Source organism: Eubacterium sp. CAG:161 (genome assembly GCF_000432355.1).
In the GTDB taxonomy this organism is placed as follows: domain Bacteria; phylum Bacillota; class Clostridia; order Lachnospirales; family Lachnospiraceae; genus Eubacterium_G; species Eubacterium_G segne.
Genome location: NZ_HF991873.1, coordinates 147,798 through 166,040, shown reverse-complemented (window position 1 = coordinate 166,040; position 18,243 = coordinate 147,798). Strand labels below are relative to the sequence as shown.

General features: G+C 35.2%; 18 protein-coding genes and 2 tRNA genes. 7 read left to right on the top strand and 13 right to left on the bottom strand.

Annotated elements, in window-relative coordinates; genetic code table 11:
• Positions 1-81 precede the first annotated feature (81 nt).
• The 3 genes from Q5O30_RS09915 to Q5O30_RS09905 all read left to right on the top strand — a co-directional run bounded on the left by Q5O30_RS09915 (position 82) and on the right by Q5O30_RS09905 (position 1,967).
• Positions 82-153, top strand: a tRNA-Arg gene (locus Q5O30_RS09915).
• 271 nt (positions 154-424) lie between these two features.
• A complete protein-coding gene (locus tag Q5O30_RS09910) occupies positions 425-850 on the top strand; it encodes a VanZ family protein (protein ID WP_021953595.1) in 426 nt (141 codons plus the stop codon).
• Between the two features lie 100 nt (positions 851-950).
• The gene (locus tag Q5O30_RS09905; protein WP_021953594.1) at positions 951-1,967 is read left to right on the top strand and encodes a 3'-5' exonuclease; all 1,017 of its coding nucleotides are present in this window, start codon (positions 951-953) and stop codon (positions 1,965-1,967) included.
• A 52-nt stretch (positions 1,968-2,019) separates the two neighbouring features.
• Here the strand turns inward: Q5O30_RS09905 and Q5O30_RS09900 are convergent, their stop codons facing one another.
• The 11 genes from Q5O30_RS09900 to Q5O30_RS09850 form a co-directional block, all read right to left on the bottom strand.
• On the bottom strand, positions 2,020-2,757 hold the full coding sequence (locus tag Q5O30_RS09900; RefSeq protein ID WP_021953593.1) for a tyrosine-type recombinase/integrase: 738 nt from the start codon (positions 2,755-2,757) through the stop codon (positions 2,020-2,022).
• A 26-nt stretch (positions 2,758-2,783) separates the two neighbouring features.
• A complete protein-coding gene (locus tag Q5O30_RS09895; protein ID WP_021953592.1) occupies positions 2,784-4,235 on the bottom strand; it encodes a D-alanyl-D-alanine carboxypeptidase family protein in 1,452 nt (483 codons plus the stop codon).
• 243 nt (positions 4,236-4,478) lie between these two features.
• A complete protein-coding gene (locus Q5O30_RS09890) occupies positions 4,479-5,093 on the bottom strand; it encodes a V-type ATP synthase subunit D (protein WP_021953591.1) in 615 nt (204 codons plus the stop codon).
• 80 nt (positions 5,094-5,173) lie between these two features.
• Positions 5,174-6,556, bottom strand: a complete 1,383-nt coding sequence (locus Q5O30_RS09885; protein WP_021953590.1) for a V-type ATP synthase subunit B — start codon at positions 6,554-6,556, stop codon at positions 5,174-5,176.
• Between the two features lie 12 nt (positions 6,557-6,568).
• Positions 6,569-8,335 carry a V-type ATP synthase subunit A gene (locus Q5O30_RS09880; RefSeq protein WP_021953589.1) on the bottom strand — a complete coding sequence of 589 codons (1,767 nt, stop codon included), beginning with the start codon at positions 8,333-8,335 and terminating at the stop codon, positions 6,569-6,571.
• An 11-nt stretch (positions 8,336-8,346) separates the two neighbouring features.
• A complete protein-coding gene (locus tag Q5O30_RS09875) occupies positions 8,347-8,919 on the bottom strand; it encodes a V-type ATP synthase subunit E (RefSeq protein WP_021953588.1) in 573 nt (190 codons plus the stop codon).
• A gap of 16 nt (positions 8,920-8,935) precedes the next feature.
• Complete coding sequence (locus Q5O30_RS09870) at positions 8,936-9,244, bottom strand: V-type ATP synthase subunit F (protein ID WP_021953587.1); 309 nt, start codon at positions 9,242-9,244, stop codon at positions 8,936-8,938.
• 21 nt (positions 9,245-9,265) lie between these two features.
• Positions 9,266-9,688 (bottom strand): ATP synthase subunit C, encoded by a 423-nt coding sequence (locus Q5O30_RS09865; protein WP_021953586.1) that lies wholly within the window; start codon positions 9,686-9,688, stop codon positions 9,266-9,268.
• A gap of 27 nt (positions 9,689-9,715) precedes the next feature.
• Positions 9,716-11,635, bottom strand: coding sequence for a V-type ATP synthase subunit I (locus Q5O30_RS09860; protein ID WP_021953585.1), 1,920 nt, complete (start codon positions 11,633-11,635; stop codon positions 9,716-9,718).
• Entirely contained in the window at positions 11,635-12,690 is a 1,056-nt protein-coding gene (locus tag Q5O30_RS09855) for a V-type ATPase subunit (protein ID WP_021953584.1), read from the bottom strand. The genes Q5O30_RS09860 and Q5O30_RS09855 overlap by 1 nt, the downstream gene beginning before the upstream one ends.
• Before the next feature lie 4 nt (positions 12,691-12,694).
• Complete coding sequence (locus tag Q5O30_RS09850; protein WP_021953583.1) at positions 12,695-13,018, bottom strand: hypothetical protein; 324 nt, start codon at positions 13,016-13,018, stop codon at positions 12,695-12,697.
• 428 nt (positions 13,019-13,446) lie between these two features.
• Here Q5O30_RS09850 and trmB point away from each other — a divergent pair, with 428 nt between their 5' ends.
• A complete protein-coding gene (gene trmB / locus Q5O30_RS09845; protein ID WP_021953582.1) occupies positions 13,447-14,085 on the top strand; it encodes a tRNA (guanosine(46)-N7)-methyltransferase TrmB in 639 nt (212 codons plus the stop codon).
• Between the two features lie 245 nt (positions 14,086-14,330).
• Here the strand turns inward: trmB and Q5O30_RS09840 are convergent, their stop codons facing one another.
• Both Q5O30_RS09840 and Q5O30_RS09835 read right to left on the bottom strand, forming a co-directional pair.
• On the bottom strand, positions 14,331-14,747 hold the full coding sequence (locus Q5O30_RS09840; protein WP_021953581.1) for a hypothetical protein: 417 nt from the start codon (positions 14,745-14,747) through the stop codon (positions 14,331-14,333).
• Between the two features lie 315 nt (positions 14,748-15,062).
• The gene (locus tag Q5O30_RS09835; RefSeq protein WP_021953580.1) at positions 15,063-16,334 is read right to left on the bottom strand and encodes an AI-2E family transporter; all 1,272 of its coding nucleotides are present in this window, start codon (positions 16,332-16,334) and stop codon (positions 15,063-15,065) included.
• Positions 16,335-16,558: 224 nt separating this feature from the next.
• Here Q5O30_RS09835 and Q5O30_RS09830 point away from each other — a divergent pair, with 224 nt between their 5' ends.
• From Q5O30_RS09830 to Q5O30_RS09820, 3 genes are all read left to right on the top strand, one after another.
• Complete coding sequence (locus Q5O30_RS09830) at positions 16,559-16,993, top strand: zinc-ribbon domain-containing protein (protein ID WP_021953579.1); 435 nt, start codon at positions 16,559-16,561, stop codon at positions 16,991-16,993.
• Between the two features lie 13 nt (positions 16,994-17,006).
• A complete protein-coding gene (locus tag Q5O30_RS09825) occupies positions 17,007-17,717 on the top strand; it encodes an SHOCT domain-containing protein (protein ID WP_021953578.1) in 711 nt (236 codons plus the stop codon).
• Between the two features lie 174 nt (positions 17,718-17,891).
• A tRNA-Lys gene (locus tag Q5O30_RS09820) sits at positions 17,892-17,964 on the top strand.
• Positions 17,965-18,243: the final 279 nt, after the last annotated feature.

Here is an 18,243-nt window from a genome sequence, read left to right as displayed (position 1 = left end):
AAATAGTATTATATATACTGGTTAAAAAATAAAATGCCGGTTATGGATTACGGGTTTTTCCATAGTCTTAAGCCGGCACTTGTTCTCATAGTTAAATGGATATAACAAGTGCCTCCTAAGCACTAGTTGTGGGTTCGATTCCCGCTGGGAACATTATAAAATGCAGCAATGGTTGTAGATTCATTGCTGCATTTTATGTTAATACGTTTGTATGGAAGATAAAATTTCTGCACATTAATATACTTTTCCATTTGGACTACAAAAATTAAGATTAATTTGGAGAGATGAAACATGATTTATGATTTTAATTTTAAAATATTAATTTGTTTAATAATTTTATCGTTGATTTTAGCTGTATTGTGTAAAAAAATATTTAATAAGAATTTTAAAGAAATAATTGCTTTATTATTAATATGCTTTTATTTTGATAATTTATAAAACTCAGTTTCCAATCTTTATTAATAATGAAGTTATGGAAACTGAATTAGGTGGAATAAAATTGGGCAGGGATGTTAATTTGATTCCTTTTAAGGATTTTGCTCATATGACAAGTTTATTGAATATTGTTATGTTTATTCCGATAGGATTTTTGCAGGGATTTGTAGTAAAGAATAATTGGAAAAAAACTATTATTGTGGGATTTATTTTAAGTCTTGTAGTCGAGAGTTCACAGCTGTTAGTGAATATGTTAATAGGATATAATTTTAGAACCTTTGATGTTAATGATTTAATTTTTAATACTATTGGAGCTTTAATAGGGTACTTAATATTATTTGGAATAATATCCTTGTTGAAAAAATTCAAAAGTAGTGACAATAGAATTGTTGAGTACATTAAATCAAGAGAATAAAACACAAAATCCACAATTATACCCAGAATCTCCGCAAGTTGAAATATTACTACAATCGTAGTATAATTATCTGATATAAAACTAAATATGGAGATTGATAATGGACTATATTGTAATGGATTTAGAGTGGAATCAAAATCCATATGGAAAAAGTAATTATTATCCGGACCTGCCATTTGAAATCATAGAAATTGGTGCAGTGAGAGTTAGTGAGGACAGAGAGATACTGGATTCTTACCAACAGGTTATAAGACCAAGAGTATATAAGAAACTTCATTATAAAATTCGGGAAATAACTCATTTTACTGAAGAAGAATTGAAGGAAGGAAAGGATTTCAAGAGAGCAATTATTGAATTTCTTGACTGGTGCGGAGATGATTATATGTTCTGTACATGGGGTTCTATGGATTTAACGGAGCTCCAGAAGAATATGAAACATTACAGGTTAGAGAGAGTGCTGGATTTCCCATTATTTTTTGTGGATTTGCAGAAAATGTTTAGTTTGCGATATGACGATGGACATATGAAACGAACTCTCACAAGTGCTGTTGAATATTTGGAAATTGATGAGGATCATGAATTCCACCGGGCTTTGAGCGATGCCTATTACACGGCCAGAGTTATGCAGACCATGGACTTTGACAAATATAAGAACCGATTATCTATTGATACATTTTATTCACCTAGAATTAAGGAAGAAGAGATTTTCGTTAGGTTTGATGAGTATACCAAGTTAGTAACAAGGGAATTCCTTTCTAAAGAAGAAATGTTCGAAGATAAAGATGTAAGCGACATGAAATGTAATAAATGTGGCAAATATTTGAAAAAGGAACTGGATTGGTTTTCCGACTGTGGAAAGACTTATTATTGCTTAGGAAAATGTGCCGTGCATGGTTATGTCAGAGGAAAGATTAAGATAAAGAAAGTGGAAGATGACAGTTTCTTTGCAATTAAAATTATGAAATCCACTGACGAAGAAGGGGCGAAAAGTATTTACGACAAACAGGAATCTATTAGGGAAAAGAGACGTGAGAGAAGACAGAGGTCTCTGGATAAAGAAATCGTCATAGATGAGTTATGGGATGAAAATGAGGACGAAAATGAGGATGACGATTAAATAAAAAAGTAGCTGTATATCCGAAAAGGATAAGCAGCTACTTTTTTGTTTATTATTTAGTTTCCTTATAATTCTCCATAAGAGCTTCAAGTTCTGTTAAAAGACAATCAACTTTACCATAGAATGAATCGTTGTTCATAGGATCGTCGAATTTGTCACGGATTTCAGTTACCGCATCAATAACAGCATTAAGACGTTTCTTACCACTACCATTTAAGTAAAGCATATAACGGCTCTTTTCATTTTCCTGTGGAGTCATTTTCTTTAAAACAACCTGCATATTAGGTTTTTCTCCAATAAAACGGTATGTGATAGATGGAGAAGCATGGTTAAATAAATTCTGAAGATAGTAAATATCTCCTGTTTCATTGTAATATTTCCATGCAAATGTTTTTCTCATGGTCTGAGCTCCAATAGAGTTAAGTCCGATGCTATGTCCGGCTGCACGAAGAACTCTGTATGCCTGTTCTCTTGAAAGAGGCTTGTTAGAATTGTTATGTCCTAATATTAAGTAAGAATCCGGATCCTTACCTTCTGTGAAAGTATGGATTGTTTTCTTTAAATCTTCCGGAACTTTAAAAATGTTCTTAATGTTCTTTGTTCCAATTTCAACAGTTATTTCATCTTTGTCTCTTACATCCTTAACCTTAAATGAAAGAATGTCCTGAAGCTGAAGTCCCGTGCCCACACCAACTTCAAACATGATGTAGTACTTATAGTCAACTTCTTTAAGTGCGTTGCCAAATAGACGAAGTGTGTCTTCGTCCTTAATAGGTGCTACCCAATTCATAATATTAATACCTCCTAAATTAATAATCAGCGATTTCTATTTCGTTTATTCGCTCTTATTTTATTTAATCTTCTATGCTGCATAACAATGATTAATATTAAAATAACAACAATTACGATACCAATAATAATAGGCAGTAGAACTTTTGGTACCTTGAAGTTAGATTTCTTTGAATTATCACTATTTGCGGCTGCAGTTTTATTTTCAGTGTCTAAAGCGGTTGTGCTTTGTACACTTTCTGAACTTAAGTTTGTGGTTCCACTTTCAGCAACAGAAGTTGTAGATGACTCGTTTGGGGTATCTGCAACGGTATTAGTGTATTTAATACCAGCTGTTCCTACAGATTTTGAACCATATTTGTAAGTAATAGTTGCAAATTTATCATTAGAAATTCCAAAGGATATTTCAGATGTTAAATCTGCAAACTTTGCTTTTTTAGGAATAACCACACAGGCGGAATCATCTATGGAAATGCTGCTATTGTCGTTACAGAAAGGTGATTTCAAAGTAACACTTTCTGTATTTTGGAAACGGGAATCGTTTTGGGCAACATTAACCTTGTGAAAATTGTCAAAGCCGTAATCAAGCAAAGCCTTGGTGTCATAGTAAACATTGTTACCATTTGAGTTAAGCACAACTGTAATAAGAGTCATGCCGTTTCTCTCGGCAGAGGTAACAAGGGTTGTCCCAGACTGATTAGTAAATCCGGTTTTTCCACCAATAATTCCATCGTAGTAAAATCCGCTGTAGCGTCTAACCATTTTATGACGCTGGTAAGAATTAAAATTTTCTTTTCTTTTGTTATTCTTTTTAATTGTATATTCTGATGTGTTAATAATGTCTCTGAAAGTCTGATATTTAAGAGCATCACGCATTATCATAGCCATGCCATATGCCGTAACATAGTGATTTGGGTCATGAAGACCGTTGGCATTGGCAAAATGAACTCCTGTGGCACCGGCTTTTTTGGCACGCTCATTCATCATTTCAGCAAATTCCTTTGTGGAGCCGGCAATGTGTTCGCCAAGTGCGGTGGCAACTTCATTGGCGGATGTAAGCATTAATGCATATAAGCAGTCCTTAACAGATAACTTTTCACCAATTTGACAACCGGCATTGGCATCACCATATTCTAATCCGTTAATGGCATTTTTTGAAAAAACTACTGTTTCATCTAATTTGCAATTCTCTATTGTTAAAAGTGCCGTCATTATTTTTGTAATGCTGGCAGGATACATTTTTTTGTTACACTTTTTATCATATAAAATAGTACCTGTGGATGCATCAATTAATATAGCAGATTCACCGTGCAAAGTAGGTGCCTTAGGCCAACTGGTGCTTGTCTTCTTAGGGGCTGCAGAAACATCTGCAATTCCTAATCCTGTGTTGGAATCAGTAATTGGGATAAAAATATTTCCCAGTACCAGCATCATAATAAGCAATGCTGATAAAACTTTTTTAAATCTATATGTAATCATTGTAATCTCCAAAATATAATCATATAAAATATATTTTACATAAAATAAAGGCAAAATGCAATTAATTTACAAAATATTTTTGATAAATCATATATTGAATAAAAAAACAATGATAAAAAAGTAGTGGAAATAAATAGTTGTATGTATATAATATTAACGTAGTAAAGGGTAAACTATAGTATAAGAATAATAAAAAACAGTAACTAATGAACAGTTAATATTGTCCAATGGTTACTGTTTTTTTTATTTAACCCTTGATTTTATAACCTTAAGTCTTGTAAATTCCTCACGTTCCTTTTCTTCCAAAGCATTTTCAATGGTTTTTACTAATGCTTCATAGCTTGGAATGGTTATATTCTTAAGGGCGTTGGCACGCTTTTGGGTTTTCTTGATATTGTAAGCAAGACGATAAGCGGCATTTTCAATCATGGAAAGTCTGATGGTTAAATCCTTAACCTTCTCAAAACAGGATTTTGCCATATCAAGGGATTCCGTAGTGCCATAAAAAGAATATACGGGGTTTCGGATTTCTTCCTTATGTCTTACAAGAGGGATTTCCGTACCCATAACACTTCTTGATTTTATCCTTATGTCATTCTCAGGAGTAACGTTAAAAGCAAAAGTTTCCACGTTTTTAATTCCCAGTTCAATATTTGCCTTTTCAAGAGCGCTATAGGCTTCCTTAAAGGTCATGTCAATTTCTGTTTGAATACCTTTTGCTTTTTCGTTAAGATCCATTATTTCACGAATGAGAATATTTCTTTTTTTGTCCATTAGCTCAAATCCCTGTTTTGCAAGGGTAAGGGAGCTTTTTGTGGACATCAAATTACCTTTTGTAGGTACTGTGTTTAAATTCATAATAAACCCACTCCTATTTTAGTAAGTGTATAATTACCAAAAGTGGTGTAATCACATTTAGCAATTTAAGTGGAAAAACTTTAATTTTCTCCAAATGCATCATAGTATTTATCCAGTATCTTTGTGTCAATTCTATCAAGTTCTTCTTTAGGAAGAATATGAAGAAGCTTCCAGCCAAGATTTAATGTTTCAATAATATTTCTGTTTACTCCAAGACCCTGACCTACAAATTCAGTCTCAAAGGCTTTACCAAATTCAAGGTATTTCTTATCTGTTGGAGATAATTCATCTTCACCGATAACTGAAGCAAGAGCTCTGGCATCACCTACTTTGGCGTAAGCCGAAAACAGCTGGTTTGCAACATCCTGATGATCATCCCTTGTAAATCCTTCACCGATACCATCCTTCATAAGTCTTGAAAGAGACGGAAGAACATTAATAGGAGGATAAATTCCCTGGCCATTTAATGAACGGTCTAAAGTAATCTGACCTTCCGTAATATATCCTGTAAGGTCAGGAATTGGATGAGTAATATCATCATTTGGCATTGTAAGAATCGGAATCTGGGTTACGGAACCTTTGGCACCTTTAATAATGCCGGCACGTTCATAAATTGTAGCAAGTTCACTGTACAAATATCCCGGATAACCTTTTCTTGAAGGAATTTCCCCTTTAGAAGAAGATACCTCACGCATGGCTTCTGCATAGGTTGTCATATCAGTAAGAATTACAAGAATATGCATATCTTTTTCGTAGGCAAGATATTCTGCAACTGTCAGGGCAACCTTAGGGGTAATAAGACGTTCTACAACAGGGTCATTCGCCATGTTAAGGAACATAACGGTATGTTCTAAGGCACCGGATTCCTCAAAAGACTTTTTGAAAAAGTCAGCAACGTCATTTTTTACGCCCATGGCAGCAAACACAATGGCAAACTTTTCATCACTGTCTCCTAAGGAAGACTGATTTACCAATTGGGCTGCAAGCTGGTCATGTGGAAGTCCGTTGCCGGAAAAAATAGGCAGCTTCTGTCCACGAATCAATGTGGTAAGTCCGTCTATGGCGGAAATACCGGTTCTTATATAGTTTCTGGGATATTCACGGCTTACCGGATTTAAAGGTTTGCCGTTTACATCACGCTTTTCGCCATTGATAGGTGAAAGACCGTCAATAGGGCGGCCAATACCGTTAAAAGTACGTCCTAAAATGTCAGGAGAAAGGGCAATTTCCATAGGGTGTCCTGTAAGCTTGGTATGGGTATTGGTAAGAGACATACCCTCCGAGCCTTCAAAAACCTGAATTATTGCCTTATCCTCATATATTTCAATAATACGTCCAAGACGTTTTTCCTCACCATCATTAATGGAAAATTCAACAATTTCGTCAAAAGCCGCATCCTTTACACCTTCTAATGCAACAAGCGGTCCATTAATTTCACTTAATCCTAAATATTCTATAGCCATATGGTACCCTCCTTATGCATTCTCTTCCATTATTTCCGAATAGAAGTTATTAATAGCGGTTGTATAATCATCAAACATACCTAATTTATCATTAGGAACATCATATTTTATGGCAATGACTTTTTCAAAAATCTTATTTTCCTTTAAAACTGACATTGGTATGCCGTATGAAATAAGACTTGATGCCTTGTCATATAAATAAAGTATGGTTTTCATCATAAGTAGCTGTTTTTTCAGCGGAACGCAGGTATCCTGGTCATGAAATGCATTCTGCTGTAAAAATCCCAGTCTTATAACTCTTGCAATTTCCAAAGTAAGCTTCTGGTCATCCGGCAAAACGTCACTACCAATAAGCTTTACAATTTCCATTAAAGAACTTTCCTGATTAAGCAGGGCAAGTATTTTAGCTCTGCATTCGGTAAAATCAGGGCCTACATTTGTGTTGTACCAGTTGGCAAGTTCATCCACATATTCACTGTAGCTTGTAAGCCAGTGAATGGCCGGGAAATGTCTTGCGTAGGCAAGGGATTTGTCAAGACCCCAGAAACAACGTACGAAACGTTTGGTATTTTGTGTAACCGGTTCTGAAAAATCACCACCCTGAGGTGAAACTGCGCCAATAATACTAATGGAACCTTCAGTTCCGTTAAGGTTTTCCATATAACCGGCTCTTTCGTAGAATGCCGAAAGACGGCTGGCAAGATATGCCGGGAAACCTTCCTCAGCAGGCATTTCCTCCAAACGTCCTGATAACTCACGGAGAGCCTCAGCCCATCTGGATGTGGAATCAGCCATAATTGCAACGTGATATCCCATATCCCTGTAATATTCTGCAAGAGTAATACCTGTATAAATAGAAGCCTCTCTGGCTGCAACAGGCATATTACTTGTATTTGCAATAAGTGTTGTTCTATCCATTAAAGGATTGCCGGATTTCGGGTCGGTAAGTTCTGAAAATTCCTCAAGAACCTGAGTCATTTCATTACCACGCTCACCGCATCCGATATAAATAATAATATCTGCATCAGCCCACTTGGCAATCTGATGCTGGTTCATGGTTTTTCCGGTACCAAAACCTCCCGGAATGGCAGCAGTACCGCCTTTTGCCAATGGGAATAATGTGTCCATAATTCTCTGACCTGTAACAAGAGGCTGTGTTGTTCCATAGCGCTTTGCAATAGGTCGTGGCTGTCTGATAGGCCATTTCTGGGTAAGAGAAAGGTCTACAATAGTTCCATTTTCTTTCTTTATAGTAACGATGGTGTCGTTAATGGTATATTCACCATCTTCAGCCACATCAATAACTGTTCCTTCTATGTATGGAGGAACCATTGATTTGTGGACAATAGCCCGGGTTTCCTGAGTTTCCGCAATGATTGTACCGCCGGAAACATATTCTCCCACGGAAACCTTAATCTGAACCTTCCATTTCTTTTTAGTATCAAGGGAATCTACACTGACACCTCTTGAAATAAAGGCTCCTGACTGTTTTTCTATTTCACTTAAAGGTCTTTCAATACCATCAAAAATATTATCAAGTATGCCGGGAGCCAGTGTAACGAAAATAGCACTGTCAGTACCATACACCAATTCTCCGGGTTTAAGACCACTGGTTTCTTCGTATACCTGAATTGTAGTCATTTCTGAAGTAAGTCCGATTACCTCACCAACTAATCTTTCAGAACTAACGTAAACCATTTCGCCCATTTTAAAGTCTGTTTTTCCTTTAATATAAACGACAGGCCCGTTAATGCCATATATAATACCTGTTTTTTCCAATTGGCTGCCTCCTACAATGTAATTGCGAATTTTTCCTGTTCTTCCATAAGCTTTGTCTTAAAAGAATAGTCTATCAGAATATTTTTATCAGGAATAATGCTTCTTGTGCCTCCAAGAAAATCCTTATCATAAACCTGTATATTGCAGTTAAAATCTGATTTTAATTCATCAAGTAAAGCTGAGTCATTTGAATCAATATAAACCGTAAGCTCAGAATCACCATATTCATCTAAAACAGACTGTATCTGATGCTTAATGTTTGCAATGTATTCAGGAGTAGTTCTGTAATCAGCAATTTTTTTACGGACAATGTCAAAAACTTTAACTTTAATTTCAGACTGTTTTTTTGTTAAATCCTTTTTTATTGCCATTTGGGAAGATGCAAGCTGCTTTTTGTAATCAGACTTAACCTGATTAATTCTTGCACGCTTTGATTCTTCTGCAAGTCGTTTAGAATTGTCCTTATAGACCTCTAAATCATCGTCTAAGGATTTTTTGTAGCTGCTTAATGATTCAGCACTTTGATTATTGGCACTTTCAAGAGAAATCATTCTGAAGTGCTCCATCTTTTCTTCTATAGTCATTGGCGCCACATCCTTTCTAAAGTTTTATTCCAATAGCTTCATTAATGTAATTGGTAATGAAGTTCGGTTGTCTTCCTGAACCGTGACGGTCAGGAATTTCCACTAATAGAGGGCGTTTCCTGTTAAGCTTGATATCATCAATTATTTCAGGAATTTCAAAACTTAATTTTTCCGTAATAAGCAGAATACCGAGATGTTTGTCTTCTAAAATCTTTTCAACTGCCTGTTTTGTCTCTTTGCGACCATGTACAACTTCACCTTCAACACCGGCAAGGCGCATGCCTGTTAAAGTGTCCACATTATCGCTAATTAAATACATTTTCATATACGCCTCCAAAAACGTTATTTATGCAACGTGTGTTAAAATAAGGAAAGCAACGATAAATCCCCAAAGAGCAATACCTTCTGCAAGGGCTACAAAGATAAGGGCTTTACCGAAAATGCTTGAATCTTCGCTTAATGCACCAAGAGCTGCACTGGCTGAGCTTGCAACGGCATAACCTGAACCTATACATGAAAGTCCAATGGCAAGGCCGGCAGCAATAAGACCGATACCACTTGAAATAGTAGAATCTGAAGCTACTTTAGCACTGGCAGTGTTTGTGAATAAGAAAACAGTTGCAAAAAGAAATACGCTAAAGAATGTAATGCAGTTAGTAAGCATTGTTCTTTTAAAACGACCTTTACTCTGCTCACCTACAAAATAAACAATAATTGGAAGTACAATTGTAAGTACTAAAGCTACTAAAAATAAAATACTAATTAACATGTTAATTTCCTCCTGGTTTTTATGTTTTTATTTATTATTCTTCCTAAATGGAACAAATTCACGTCCGCTTCCATCATAAAAACGTCCGAAAATTTCATAATATTCAAGACGGAGTACCTGTATTCCAACAACAAGTCCCTCCATACCTAAAACAATAATGTTTCCAATAATGACTACAAGTATATTTGGCATGCCGCCATTTTCCGCACCGGCTAAGGTCATAACAACCTCCATCATGGCTGCGTGGCTTATGGCAAAAACTCCGATACGCAAAAAGGATAGAGCATTTGACAAATAAGTTATAAGGTAGTCAAACAATTCAAAAAACGCTGTTGCCGCAAAAATTCCTGCCGATTCATCTATAGGCTTTTTCTTTGCAATTAAATTCTTAAGAGGTTCCTCAAAGAATATTAAAGCAAGGGGAACAACAAACATTATTATAAGTAACACTGTTCCCGGCAACGGCTTTCCTGTCATGTAAAGTAAAATAACTGCTATAACGCTGGCGTAAAAGATAAAACCGGTTACGGCATTAGGCCCAAACAATGCCTTGCCAAGGTTTTTCTGCTTTATAGCATTGGCAATATTAAGCACCATGGTGGTTAATATAACAAATGAACCAAAGAGAAATGCTGCTACAAGAACAATATTAATTTCTCCTAAAAACGGTAGCGTTACCATGGATTTAAGAGGGCTTATGACGGAATCAAACTCAAATCCGAAAAAGCTTCCAAACAGGGCACCGAATATACAGGAGCTTACTCCTGCGGCACAGACAATTCCTGCCAAATCCATTTTTTTAACTTTGTATAAAATAGCTCCACCAATAAAAAGGCATAGACCCTGACCTAAATCACCAAACATTATGCCGAAAATAAAGGCATAGGTTATGGTTAAAAATAAAGTAGGGTCAAATTCGTTGTAAGCCGGAAGTCCGTACATTTTTACAAATAACTCAAAAGGCTTTACAATTTTTAAATTCTTTAATTTTGTTGGTGGCTTGGTTTTATGCTCCGTGACATCATCGCTGACAATGCACACAACATTTACATCGTCGTCGGTTTCCTTCTGGAGTTTTTTTGCCTCCTTAGTTGCCATCCATCCACATAAAACCTGAAAATTCACACCGGATTCCCTTGTGACCGCTGATAATTTCCTTACGTCAAAATTACTATATGCAGTTTCTATTCGTCTGATAGCGGAAACAAGTTTAGTTTTGCTTTCTTCAATAACGTTGTTTATGGAATCTTCCTTTGCCTGAACCTGCTTTTGCAAATCTTCTTTCTGACTTAAAATATTTTCACATTCCTTGTCAGGAAAATCCTTATATTTTTTTGCAATGGCAATTTCATCAAAATTTATGTTCTTAAAATCTTTTGCAACTTCTTCAAAATATTCATTAGGTGCAAAAAATACCCCGTAAACATATTCCGTCGCTGCTAAAGTAGTAATAAAAATTGCGTTAATATCAGGGTCAAGGTACGACTCAAACTTATCAAAATTGACTTTTGGAATTTTGCCAAAACGGTATTTGAAAAAATCCATATCATAAATTCCCTTTAATGTGTAATTAAGCCCTTTAAATGGGGCAAGGGAGTTGAAGTCGGCATCAAGAGCCTGAATCTGAGTATTAAGCTTTGAAATCTCATCCTCTATGTCTGAAAGCCTGTCATCAATTTTATCTATAAAGCCTTCAGCACTTTTAATACTGATATTTTCAATTTTTACCTTTTCAGGGTTCTTCACAAGTCCCATAAGTTCGTGACTTTTGTTAAGGGCATCCTTAAAAGGATTTTCCTCGTTGTAAGTGGTGAACTGGTCGGAAGAACTAAATTCTGCCAAAGCATTTTCTAAATGAATATCATGCTTACTTAAATAGTGGGTTACGAGATAATCGATTTCATTTTTGGGACCGGCTAAAGTCACAAAACTCATTTTTTCAATCATTACAAAACCCCTTTCTTTTGATTAATGTATCGGGTAATGACTTCCGGAGAATATCCGTATCTTATGCACTCCATTGCCGTTACTACCTTTGTAACCTCCAAATTTTTTAGGTGGAAGTATGCATTTATAGCTGCTAAGGAGTATGGAGCAGTTCGGAAATCTTCCATATATATAGTATTTAAAATTCCACCAAACTGGGATTCCATTGATTCTCCCGGCTCAAACCCGTAAGTACGTCCGTAATAGCTCTTGTTTACTAACTCAAAAAATACCTCGTTATTTTCAGCTTCTACCATGGCTTTTATGTCGTTTCTCTCAATATTGTGATAAATGGGTATCAGAAACGAATAAATCTGAGAATCTGTTACCGTGTAGTATTTTTTGCAGCGGTAAATCCAGAGAATGTTTAACAAATCCACCTGAGAACCGAAGGAATCCAGGAAGTATTTGCATTCACCCTTTGGAATAAATTTATTTTTGTTGTCCCACACATAATTGAAAAAGAAAAGGTCTAAGGACATTTCGTAATCAAAAAGTGTAGGGCTGTCAAGTTCGTAAACCTTTCTAATTGTTTTTTCATAAACAGAGCCTGAAAGATTGTTTACAAATTCCTCCATGTTGGAGGAGTTTATAAGATTATCTATGTCAAGCTTTGAATGTCGCTTGAAATGTTTATCAACAAGGACAGGAATAGTTGAATTTCTGCTGTCCATAATATTTCGCATGGATGACTTTAAAGTGGCAATTTCGTACTTCATAAAATAAAATTCCAAATATCGTTTTTGCATGTTTCCGGCAAAATGGAATATCTTAGAAAAATCATAGTATGTTGAAAAGGTCATGCGGCTTTCCACATCTCCACGATGGGCTGTGGAAGCATCTAAATCCGACAAAACATCTGCATATGATGGAAAGGTTTGCAGATAACTGATTAAATCAGGAACGGTTTTTAAGTTTGCAATCTCATCATATTCAGACTGGGAAATAAGACCTTTTTTCATTGCCCTTATTTTGGTAGTCATGCCACTGTAAGCCACTAATTTTCCGTTTCTCATAGGCTCACTCCTTTATAATGTTGTTAAATATACCTTCCGCTAAGGCTTCACCCTTTGATGCAAAGAGATTGTTTAACTTTTCTATATCCTTTAAACATTCCTTTTGGCATTTATCTATTTCTATTTCGTTTTCTTTATTTAACTGTTCTTTATATTCATTAACACAGGAGTCCACATCCATTTGAAGTTCCCGGTCGTATTGCTTTTTTTGCTGATTAATATAATCTGCATACTTTGCTTTTTCATTAAGCGATTGTTGCATAATTTTAGCTGAAGCTGAATCAATTTCTGCCAATTCGTTTATGATTTTGTTAATATCCTGACTCATGTGCAGCCTCCTTCATTTTAAGTTATATTGTTTTATGTCATATAATCTTATACCATATGTTTTTATGTTGTGAGATTTTTATATCATATGGTTTTGGGCATAAAACAGAGTGGCACTAAAAATACATTTGCCCCTCTATTATACTATTATCCTTAAATAATAATTAATAATACATTAAACAAAATATGTAGTAAAGATGATAGACAAAAAGCCCCGGTGACAATCTTACCGAGACTTACACATCAAGGGCAGATTTGCTCAAATACCCTTTCTTAGACTTTAAGTCTACTTTAACACTTTTTGTAAAAATTACAATAAAAACTTGAAAAAATTAATGAAACCAATTAGAATTTTTCATTATAATAAGTGATTAGTTAATATCTATATCAGGCAAATAAATTTATGTATTTTACAGATTGGAGACAGGCATGAGATTAAGAAATGTACCGGGATCAAGGGAAGCTATTGCAGAAAGCAATTTAGCAATAAATGAACCACAGGTTTTAAAAGGAAAATGGAATGAAGAGTTTGGAAATAATAATCCCATAAGAATAGAAATAGGAATGGGCAAGGGTAGGTTTATTACACAGTTAGCCCTTGAAAATCCGGATATTAATTATGTAGGAATTGAGAAGTATTCCAGCGTTTTGATTAGAGCAATTGAAAAGTGCCAGGATATAGAGGTACCAAATCTCCGTTTTATAAGAATGGAGGCGGAGTATATTTGTGATGTATTTAATAAGGAAGAAGTTGATAGAATATATCTGAATTTTTCAGATCCGTGGCCGAAGGACAGACATGCAAAAAGAAGACTTACGTCAAAGCAGTTTTTCGAGAGATATGATAATATTCTAAAAAAAGACGGAGTGGTGGAATTTAAGACAGATAATGATTTGCTTTTCCAGTTTTCCTTAGAGCAGGTGCCGGAGGCAGGATGGAATCTGGTAGCACAGACATGGGACCTTCACAATGATAGCGAAATGGTTAAAGGAAATGTAATGACGGAATATGAAAGCAAGTTTTCTCAAATGGGAAATCCTATACACAAGCTGGTGGCTAACAGGTAGACGGGCAAGCCGGTGGCTAATGGGTAGAAAGGGGAAATGGCAGAAAATAGGGGAATTAGGCTAAATGGAAGCTGGTTGGAAATTAGGCGTGGGTGGTTGGAAAGTGTGAATTGAGGAAATAACTGTACACAAATCATTTGGATGCTGTGAGAGAAATATAATCTGAAAATAAACCAGGAAAAGATTGATTACATAGGGAATTCCCGGTAGGAAAGAGACTCTAAATTGAGCTTGATGCTGGCAGATTAATAACCTTCATCTACAACCACCCAGTTGTTATTTTTCTGTTTTAGAATTATTCTACGGTATGCATTACTTTTAGTATCTCTACCTTTAAAGATGATTTTTTTACCATCAATTTTGTCAAAGTAAAGCTTTTTGACTTTTTGTGTGATGGTTTTATAATAACTGTTTGCTACATTCAGTGCATTTTGAATATCTGAATCGCTGAAATTATTTTCTGTTGCTGTTAGTTGAGTAGTTGAATTTATTTTTGAATTCGTGACTGATTTAGATGATGAAGTAGTAGTAATAACTGAAGTTGAAATCTGTGTAGTGGTTTTGACTTCAGTTTTTTTATCTTGAGAAATATTTGAATTCCCACAGGCTGAAAAAAATAATGTTGATGCAAAAATGCAACTTATAATGACTGCTTTATTCATAGAAAAACCTCCGAATATATATTGATATTAATAATATTCGGAATATGTATCTTTTTTGTATAATGTTTTATACTAAAATAGATATGAAAAAATATATGGAAAAGGGCTGCTACATTAACAGTGTGATGTCTCTATTTAGATAGTTCACTTATCTATCTGAAAAAGAACTCATTAGTTAATATAACAGCACCATTATATTAAGCATAGATTAAATAATTTGAATTGTAAAAAAATCACAATCCAACTGCCACAATCTACAAGTTCACAATCTACCAAGTCTTACATCCCCCGGCTTCTTGTATCATTATCTGTATTTTAATCTTCCGATTTAGTTTCTTCCTTATTATTATTCTTGTTCTTATCCTTATCCTTCCCTTTGCGGACCTTTTCATTTTTAATAACCGGCAAATTAATATTTTTCTCGGCAAGTTTCTCGTTTACATGGTCTTCCATTAATCCGGTAATAACGGCAACACAAGGAACACCAAGCAACATACCGGGAACACCTGCAAGCCATCCACCTAAAGTAATGGCAAATATTATCCACAGCGGACGCATACCTGTGGAATCTCCCAGAATTTTTGGACCAATAACATTTCCGTCAAGCTGCTGAATAACAATAATCAGTATGCCAAATATGAGACCGCTTTGAAGAGAGTAAATGCACAAAAGAAGGGCACTTGGAATTCCCCCAAGGAAAGGGCCAAAGTATGGAATCATATTGGTAATGCACACAATGATACTTACTAAAAGGGCACACTCGGCAAAACCGGAAACATTAAAAAGGCTGATTATTATCATGCTAATAAAAGTTAAAATTCCGATAATAAGGGAATCAATCATTTTGCCATCAAAAAAGTCCATGAAAATTCTTAGAGACCTTTTAATAATATTCCATATCTTGTTGGCACGCTCATATTTAAAAGTAGCAAAAACAATACGTTTAATTCCACGTATCTGCATTTTCTTATCAATAAGAAGATAGCAAGAAACGATAATTGCAACAATAAGATTAAATACAAATTTAATAACAGTAACACCGGTTACAACAATGGTAGTGGTGATATTTTTTATAAAATCACTAAGAAAACTTTGTAGAGTTGAATCGGCACTGGTTATGGTATCCTGTATATATTTAAGATCCAAATCCGGGTACTTTTCCGATAGTCTGTTTAAAAAGTCCATAACGGAATTAGCCCATGAAGGCATTTTCTCCAAAAGCTGGTTCAAACTGTCAATTAATTCAGGAATAAGAACAGTAAGTCCCAAAGCTGTTGCGCTTAAAACAATGCCATAAGATACAAAAATTGCCAACATTCTGTTTAAAGCATCATTTTTTATATGGAAAAACTTTTTGAATACCTTTTTTCGCATCCAGGAAACTAACGGATTAATAAGGAAAGCAATAAGTATTCCTATTAAAAAAGGTGACATGGCAGATAAGAAGGCGTTGAGAGTGGCTGAAGTTGACTCCCAAAAGAAAACGGCACGCACTAAAACTGCCATAATAAATACAGATACGATGCAGTAAATTGCAATGGTAAAATATCTGCTGTTGACTTCAAATTTATTTTTTTTATTGTCCATAAAACTTTTTCTCCTAAAAGCATAAATTCATAATTATAAGTGCCTATTTGAACATTATAAATAGTATAAAAATAAAAAACAATAATTATAGGAAGAAATATTTGCAAAGAAATAAAAAAACTTAAAAAATTCGTAAAAGTAAGACGATTAAATTTTAAGGAGACACACGTGTGTACCTATGAAGGAATATAATTAGGGCATAAAATCAAAGGAGGAAAGAAATAATGAAAAAATGTCCAAAATGTGGAAAGGAAGTAATGGATAACATTAACGTGTGTACAGCTTGCGGAGCAAAAATAACAGAAAGCAAAGTTAAGGTGGAAAAGAAGGAGGCAGCTCCGGCTTACGGTGTTATCACGGGGGTTTTAGCCATAGCAGGCATTTACCTGATAGCAAATGTATGGTCACTTTTAGGAGCGTTGGTGTATTTTGTGGGCTTTGGGATGGCATTATCAGAAATTAAAAGAGACAAGGATTTTTCAGATAAGAATTTCGGAGATTTTGCAAAAAAAAGTTTTAAAAAACAGAACATTCTGAAAAAAGGAATCCCTGCAATAGTGGTTGTAATAATGCCATTGGTAGTAGCTTATGGAATTTACGGATGGATTATATTGGATTCCGTAAGAACAGCACAGCATATAACAGATTTGATAATGTAGGGAAGGTGAAAAAATGGGATTGTTTGGAAATGACAAAATAGATGGAATGTTTGAAAAAGCCAAGGAAACATTAAAAGACACTACCGACAAAACAAAGAAAGCCTTTGCGGAATCCTCGGAGCAGATGAAACAGCATAATGCAGAGAGTAAAAACATGAAGGCACCTGTGGAGGGAGCAATAATCCGCTATGGCGTTACATATAATGGAGGTTTGGCAAAATATCCTAAGGCTCAGTCAGGGGAGATAGGGTTAAATGTTTTGGAGGACTGTTTTTATTTGAAACCTACAATGACAACAGTGGAGTGGTTTGAGGAAATGGCGATTCCATACGAAAAAATAAAAAAACTTGAAATTGTAGAAAGAAAAATAAGCAATGCAGAATGGCTTTTAAGTAGTTCACGTTCAGATATGAAAGCCATGGAGCAAAAAAATAACATTGAAATATCCTACATAGACAGCGATAACAAGAACCAGTTAATACGTTTGGAAATGCTAACGGGAGTAAGTATATACGGACAGGCTGGAAAATGCGTGGAATTTATGGACGTGCTAAGGCAAAACGACATTCCGGACAAATTCATAAAGGAAACAACCCAAAATACCACGGAAGCACAGGTGGATGTACTAGGGCAGATAGAAAAATTATCTGAATTAAAAGAAAAGGGAATATTAAGTGATGAAGAATTTAATAGCAAGAAGGAGGAATTGTTGAAAAAGCTGTAATAACCGTTAAAAAATTGGAAATAATAACTGCTAAATGAGAAAATAACAGTGATTTTTTGTGGCAAATCACAAAAAAGAAAATAAAATGAAGAAAATGTAAAAAATTACTTGAAATTATTAAAAAACTGTTATATAATAGCATTCGTTCCGTTAAAGAACAAAGACATAGGTTTTGCGCCTCTAGCTCATTTGGTAGAGCACCTGACTCTTAATCAGGGTGTGCAGGGTTCGAGCCCCTGGAGGCGCACTTGCGGGTACCGTTTCGGACATTAAATTGCCTGGGGTGGTACTTTTCTTTGTGCGTAAGCAATGAGCAGTGTAAAATGGAAAGAAAAAGGACGATATGGTCTGAATGCTTGCATTCAAGACAGAGCGTCTTTTTTCTTTTTATTTAATGCGGCGAATGCCGCATCAGCGAGATGAAACGAAGTGCAATCGAGCTGTGCACTGCCTTATTTAAAGGCACATTCCACAAAATCCCTTATAAAACCAGAAACTTCTCTGAAACATAAAAGTAACTTGTTTT

Coding starts and splice junctions, on each gene's coding strand:
- Q5O30_RS09905 (WP_021953594.1), top strand. CDS start 951: ATGGACTATATTGTAATGGATTTAGAGTGGAATCAAAATCCATATGGA.
- Q5O30_RS09900 (WP_021953593.1), bottom strand. CDS start 2,757: ATGAATTGGGTAGCACCTATTAAGGACGAAGACACACTTCGTCTATTT.
- Q5O30_RS09895 (WP_021953592.1), bottom strand. CDS start 4,235: ATGATTACATATAGATTTAAAAAAGTTTTATCAGCATTGCTTATTATG.
- Q5O30_RS09890 (WP_021953591.1), bottom strand. CDS start 5,093: ATGAATTTAAACACAGTACCTACAAAAGGTAATTTGATGTCCACAAAA.
- Q5O30_RS09885 (WP_021953590.1), bottom strand. CDS start 6,556: ATGGCTATAGAATATTTAGGATTAAGTGAAATTAATGGACCGCTTGTT.
- Q5O30_RS09875 (WP_021953588.1), bottom strand. CDS start 8,919: ATGACTATAGAAGAAAAGATGGAGCACTTCAGAATGATTTCTCTTGAA.
- Q5O30_RS09870 (WP_021953587.1), bottom strand. CDS start 9,244: ATGAAAATGTATTTAATTAGCGATAATGTGGACACTTTAACAGGCATG.
- Q5O30_RS09865 (WP_021953586.1), bottom strand. CDS start 9,688: ATGTTAATTAGTATTTTATTTTTAGTAGCTTTAGTACTTACAATTGTA.
- Q5O30_RS09860 (WP_021953585.1), bottom strand. CDS start 11,635: ATGATTGAAAAAATGAGTTTTGTGACTTTAGCCGGTCCCAAAAATGAA.
- Q5O30_RS09855 (WP_021953584.1), bottom strand. CDS start 12,690: ATGAGAAACGGAAAATTAGTGGCTTACAGTGGCATGACTACCAAAATA.
- Q5O30_RS09850 (WP_021953583.1), bottom strand. CDS start 13,018: ATGAGTCAGGATATTAACAAAATCATAAACGAATTGGCAGAAATTGAT.
- trmB (WP_021953582.1), top strand. CDS start 13,447: ATGAGATTAAGAAATGTACCGGGATCAAGGGAAGCTATTGCAGAAAGC.
- Q5O30_RS09840 (WP_021953581.1), bottom strand. CDS start 14,747: ATGAATAAAGCAGTCATTATAAGTTGCATTTTTGCATCAACATTATTT.
- Q5O30_RS09835 (WP_021953580.1), bottom strand. CDS start 16,334: ATGGACAATAAAAAAAATAAATTTGAAGTCAACAGCAGATATTTTACC.
- Q5O30_RS09830 (WP_021953579.1), top strand. CDS start 16,559: ATGAAAAAATGTCCAAAATGTGGAAAGGAAGTAATGGATAACATTAAC.
- Q5O30_RS09825 (WP_021953578.1), top strand. CDS start 17,007: ATGGGATTGTTTGGAAATGACAAAATAGATGGAATGTTTGAAAAAGCC.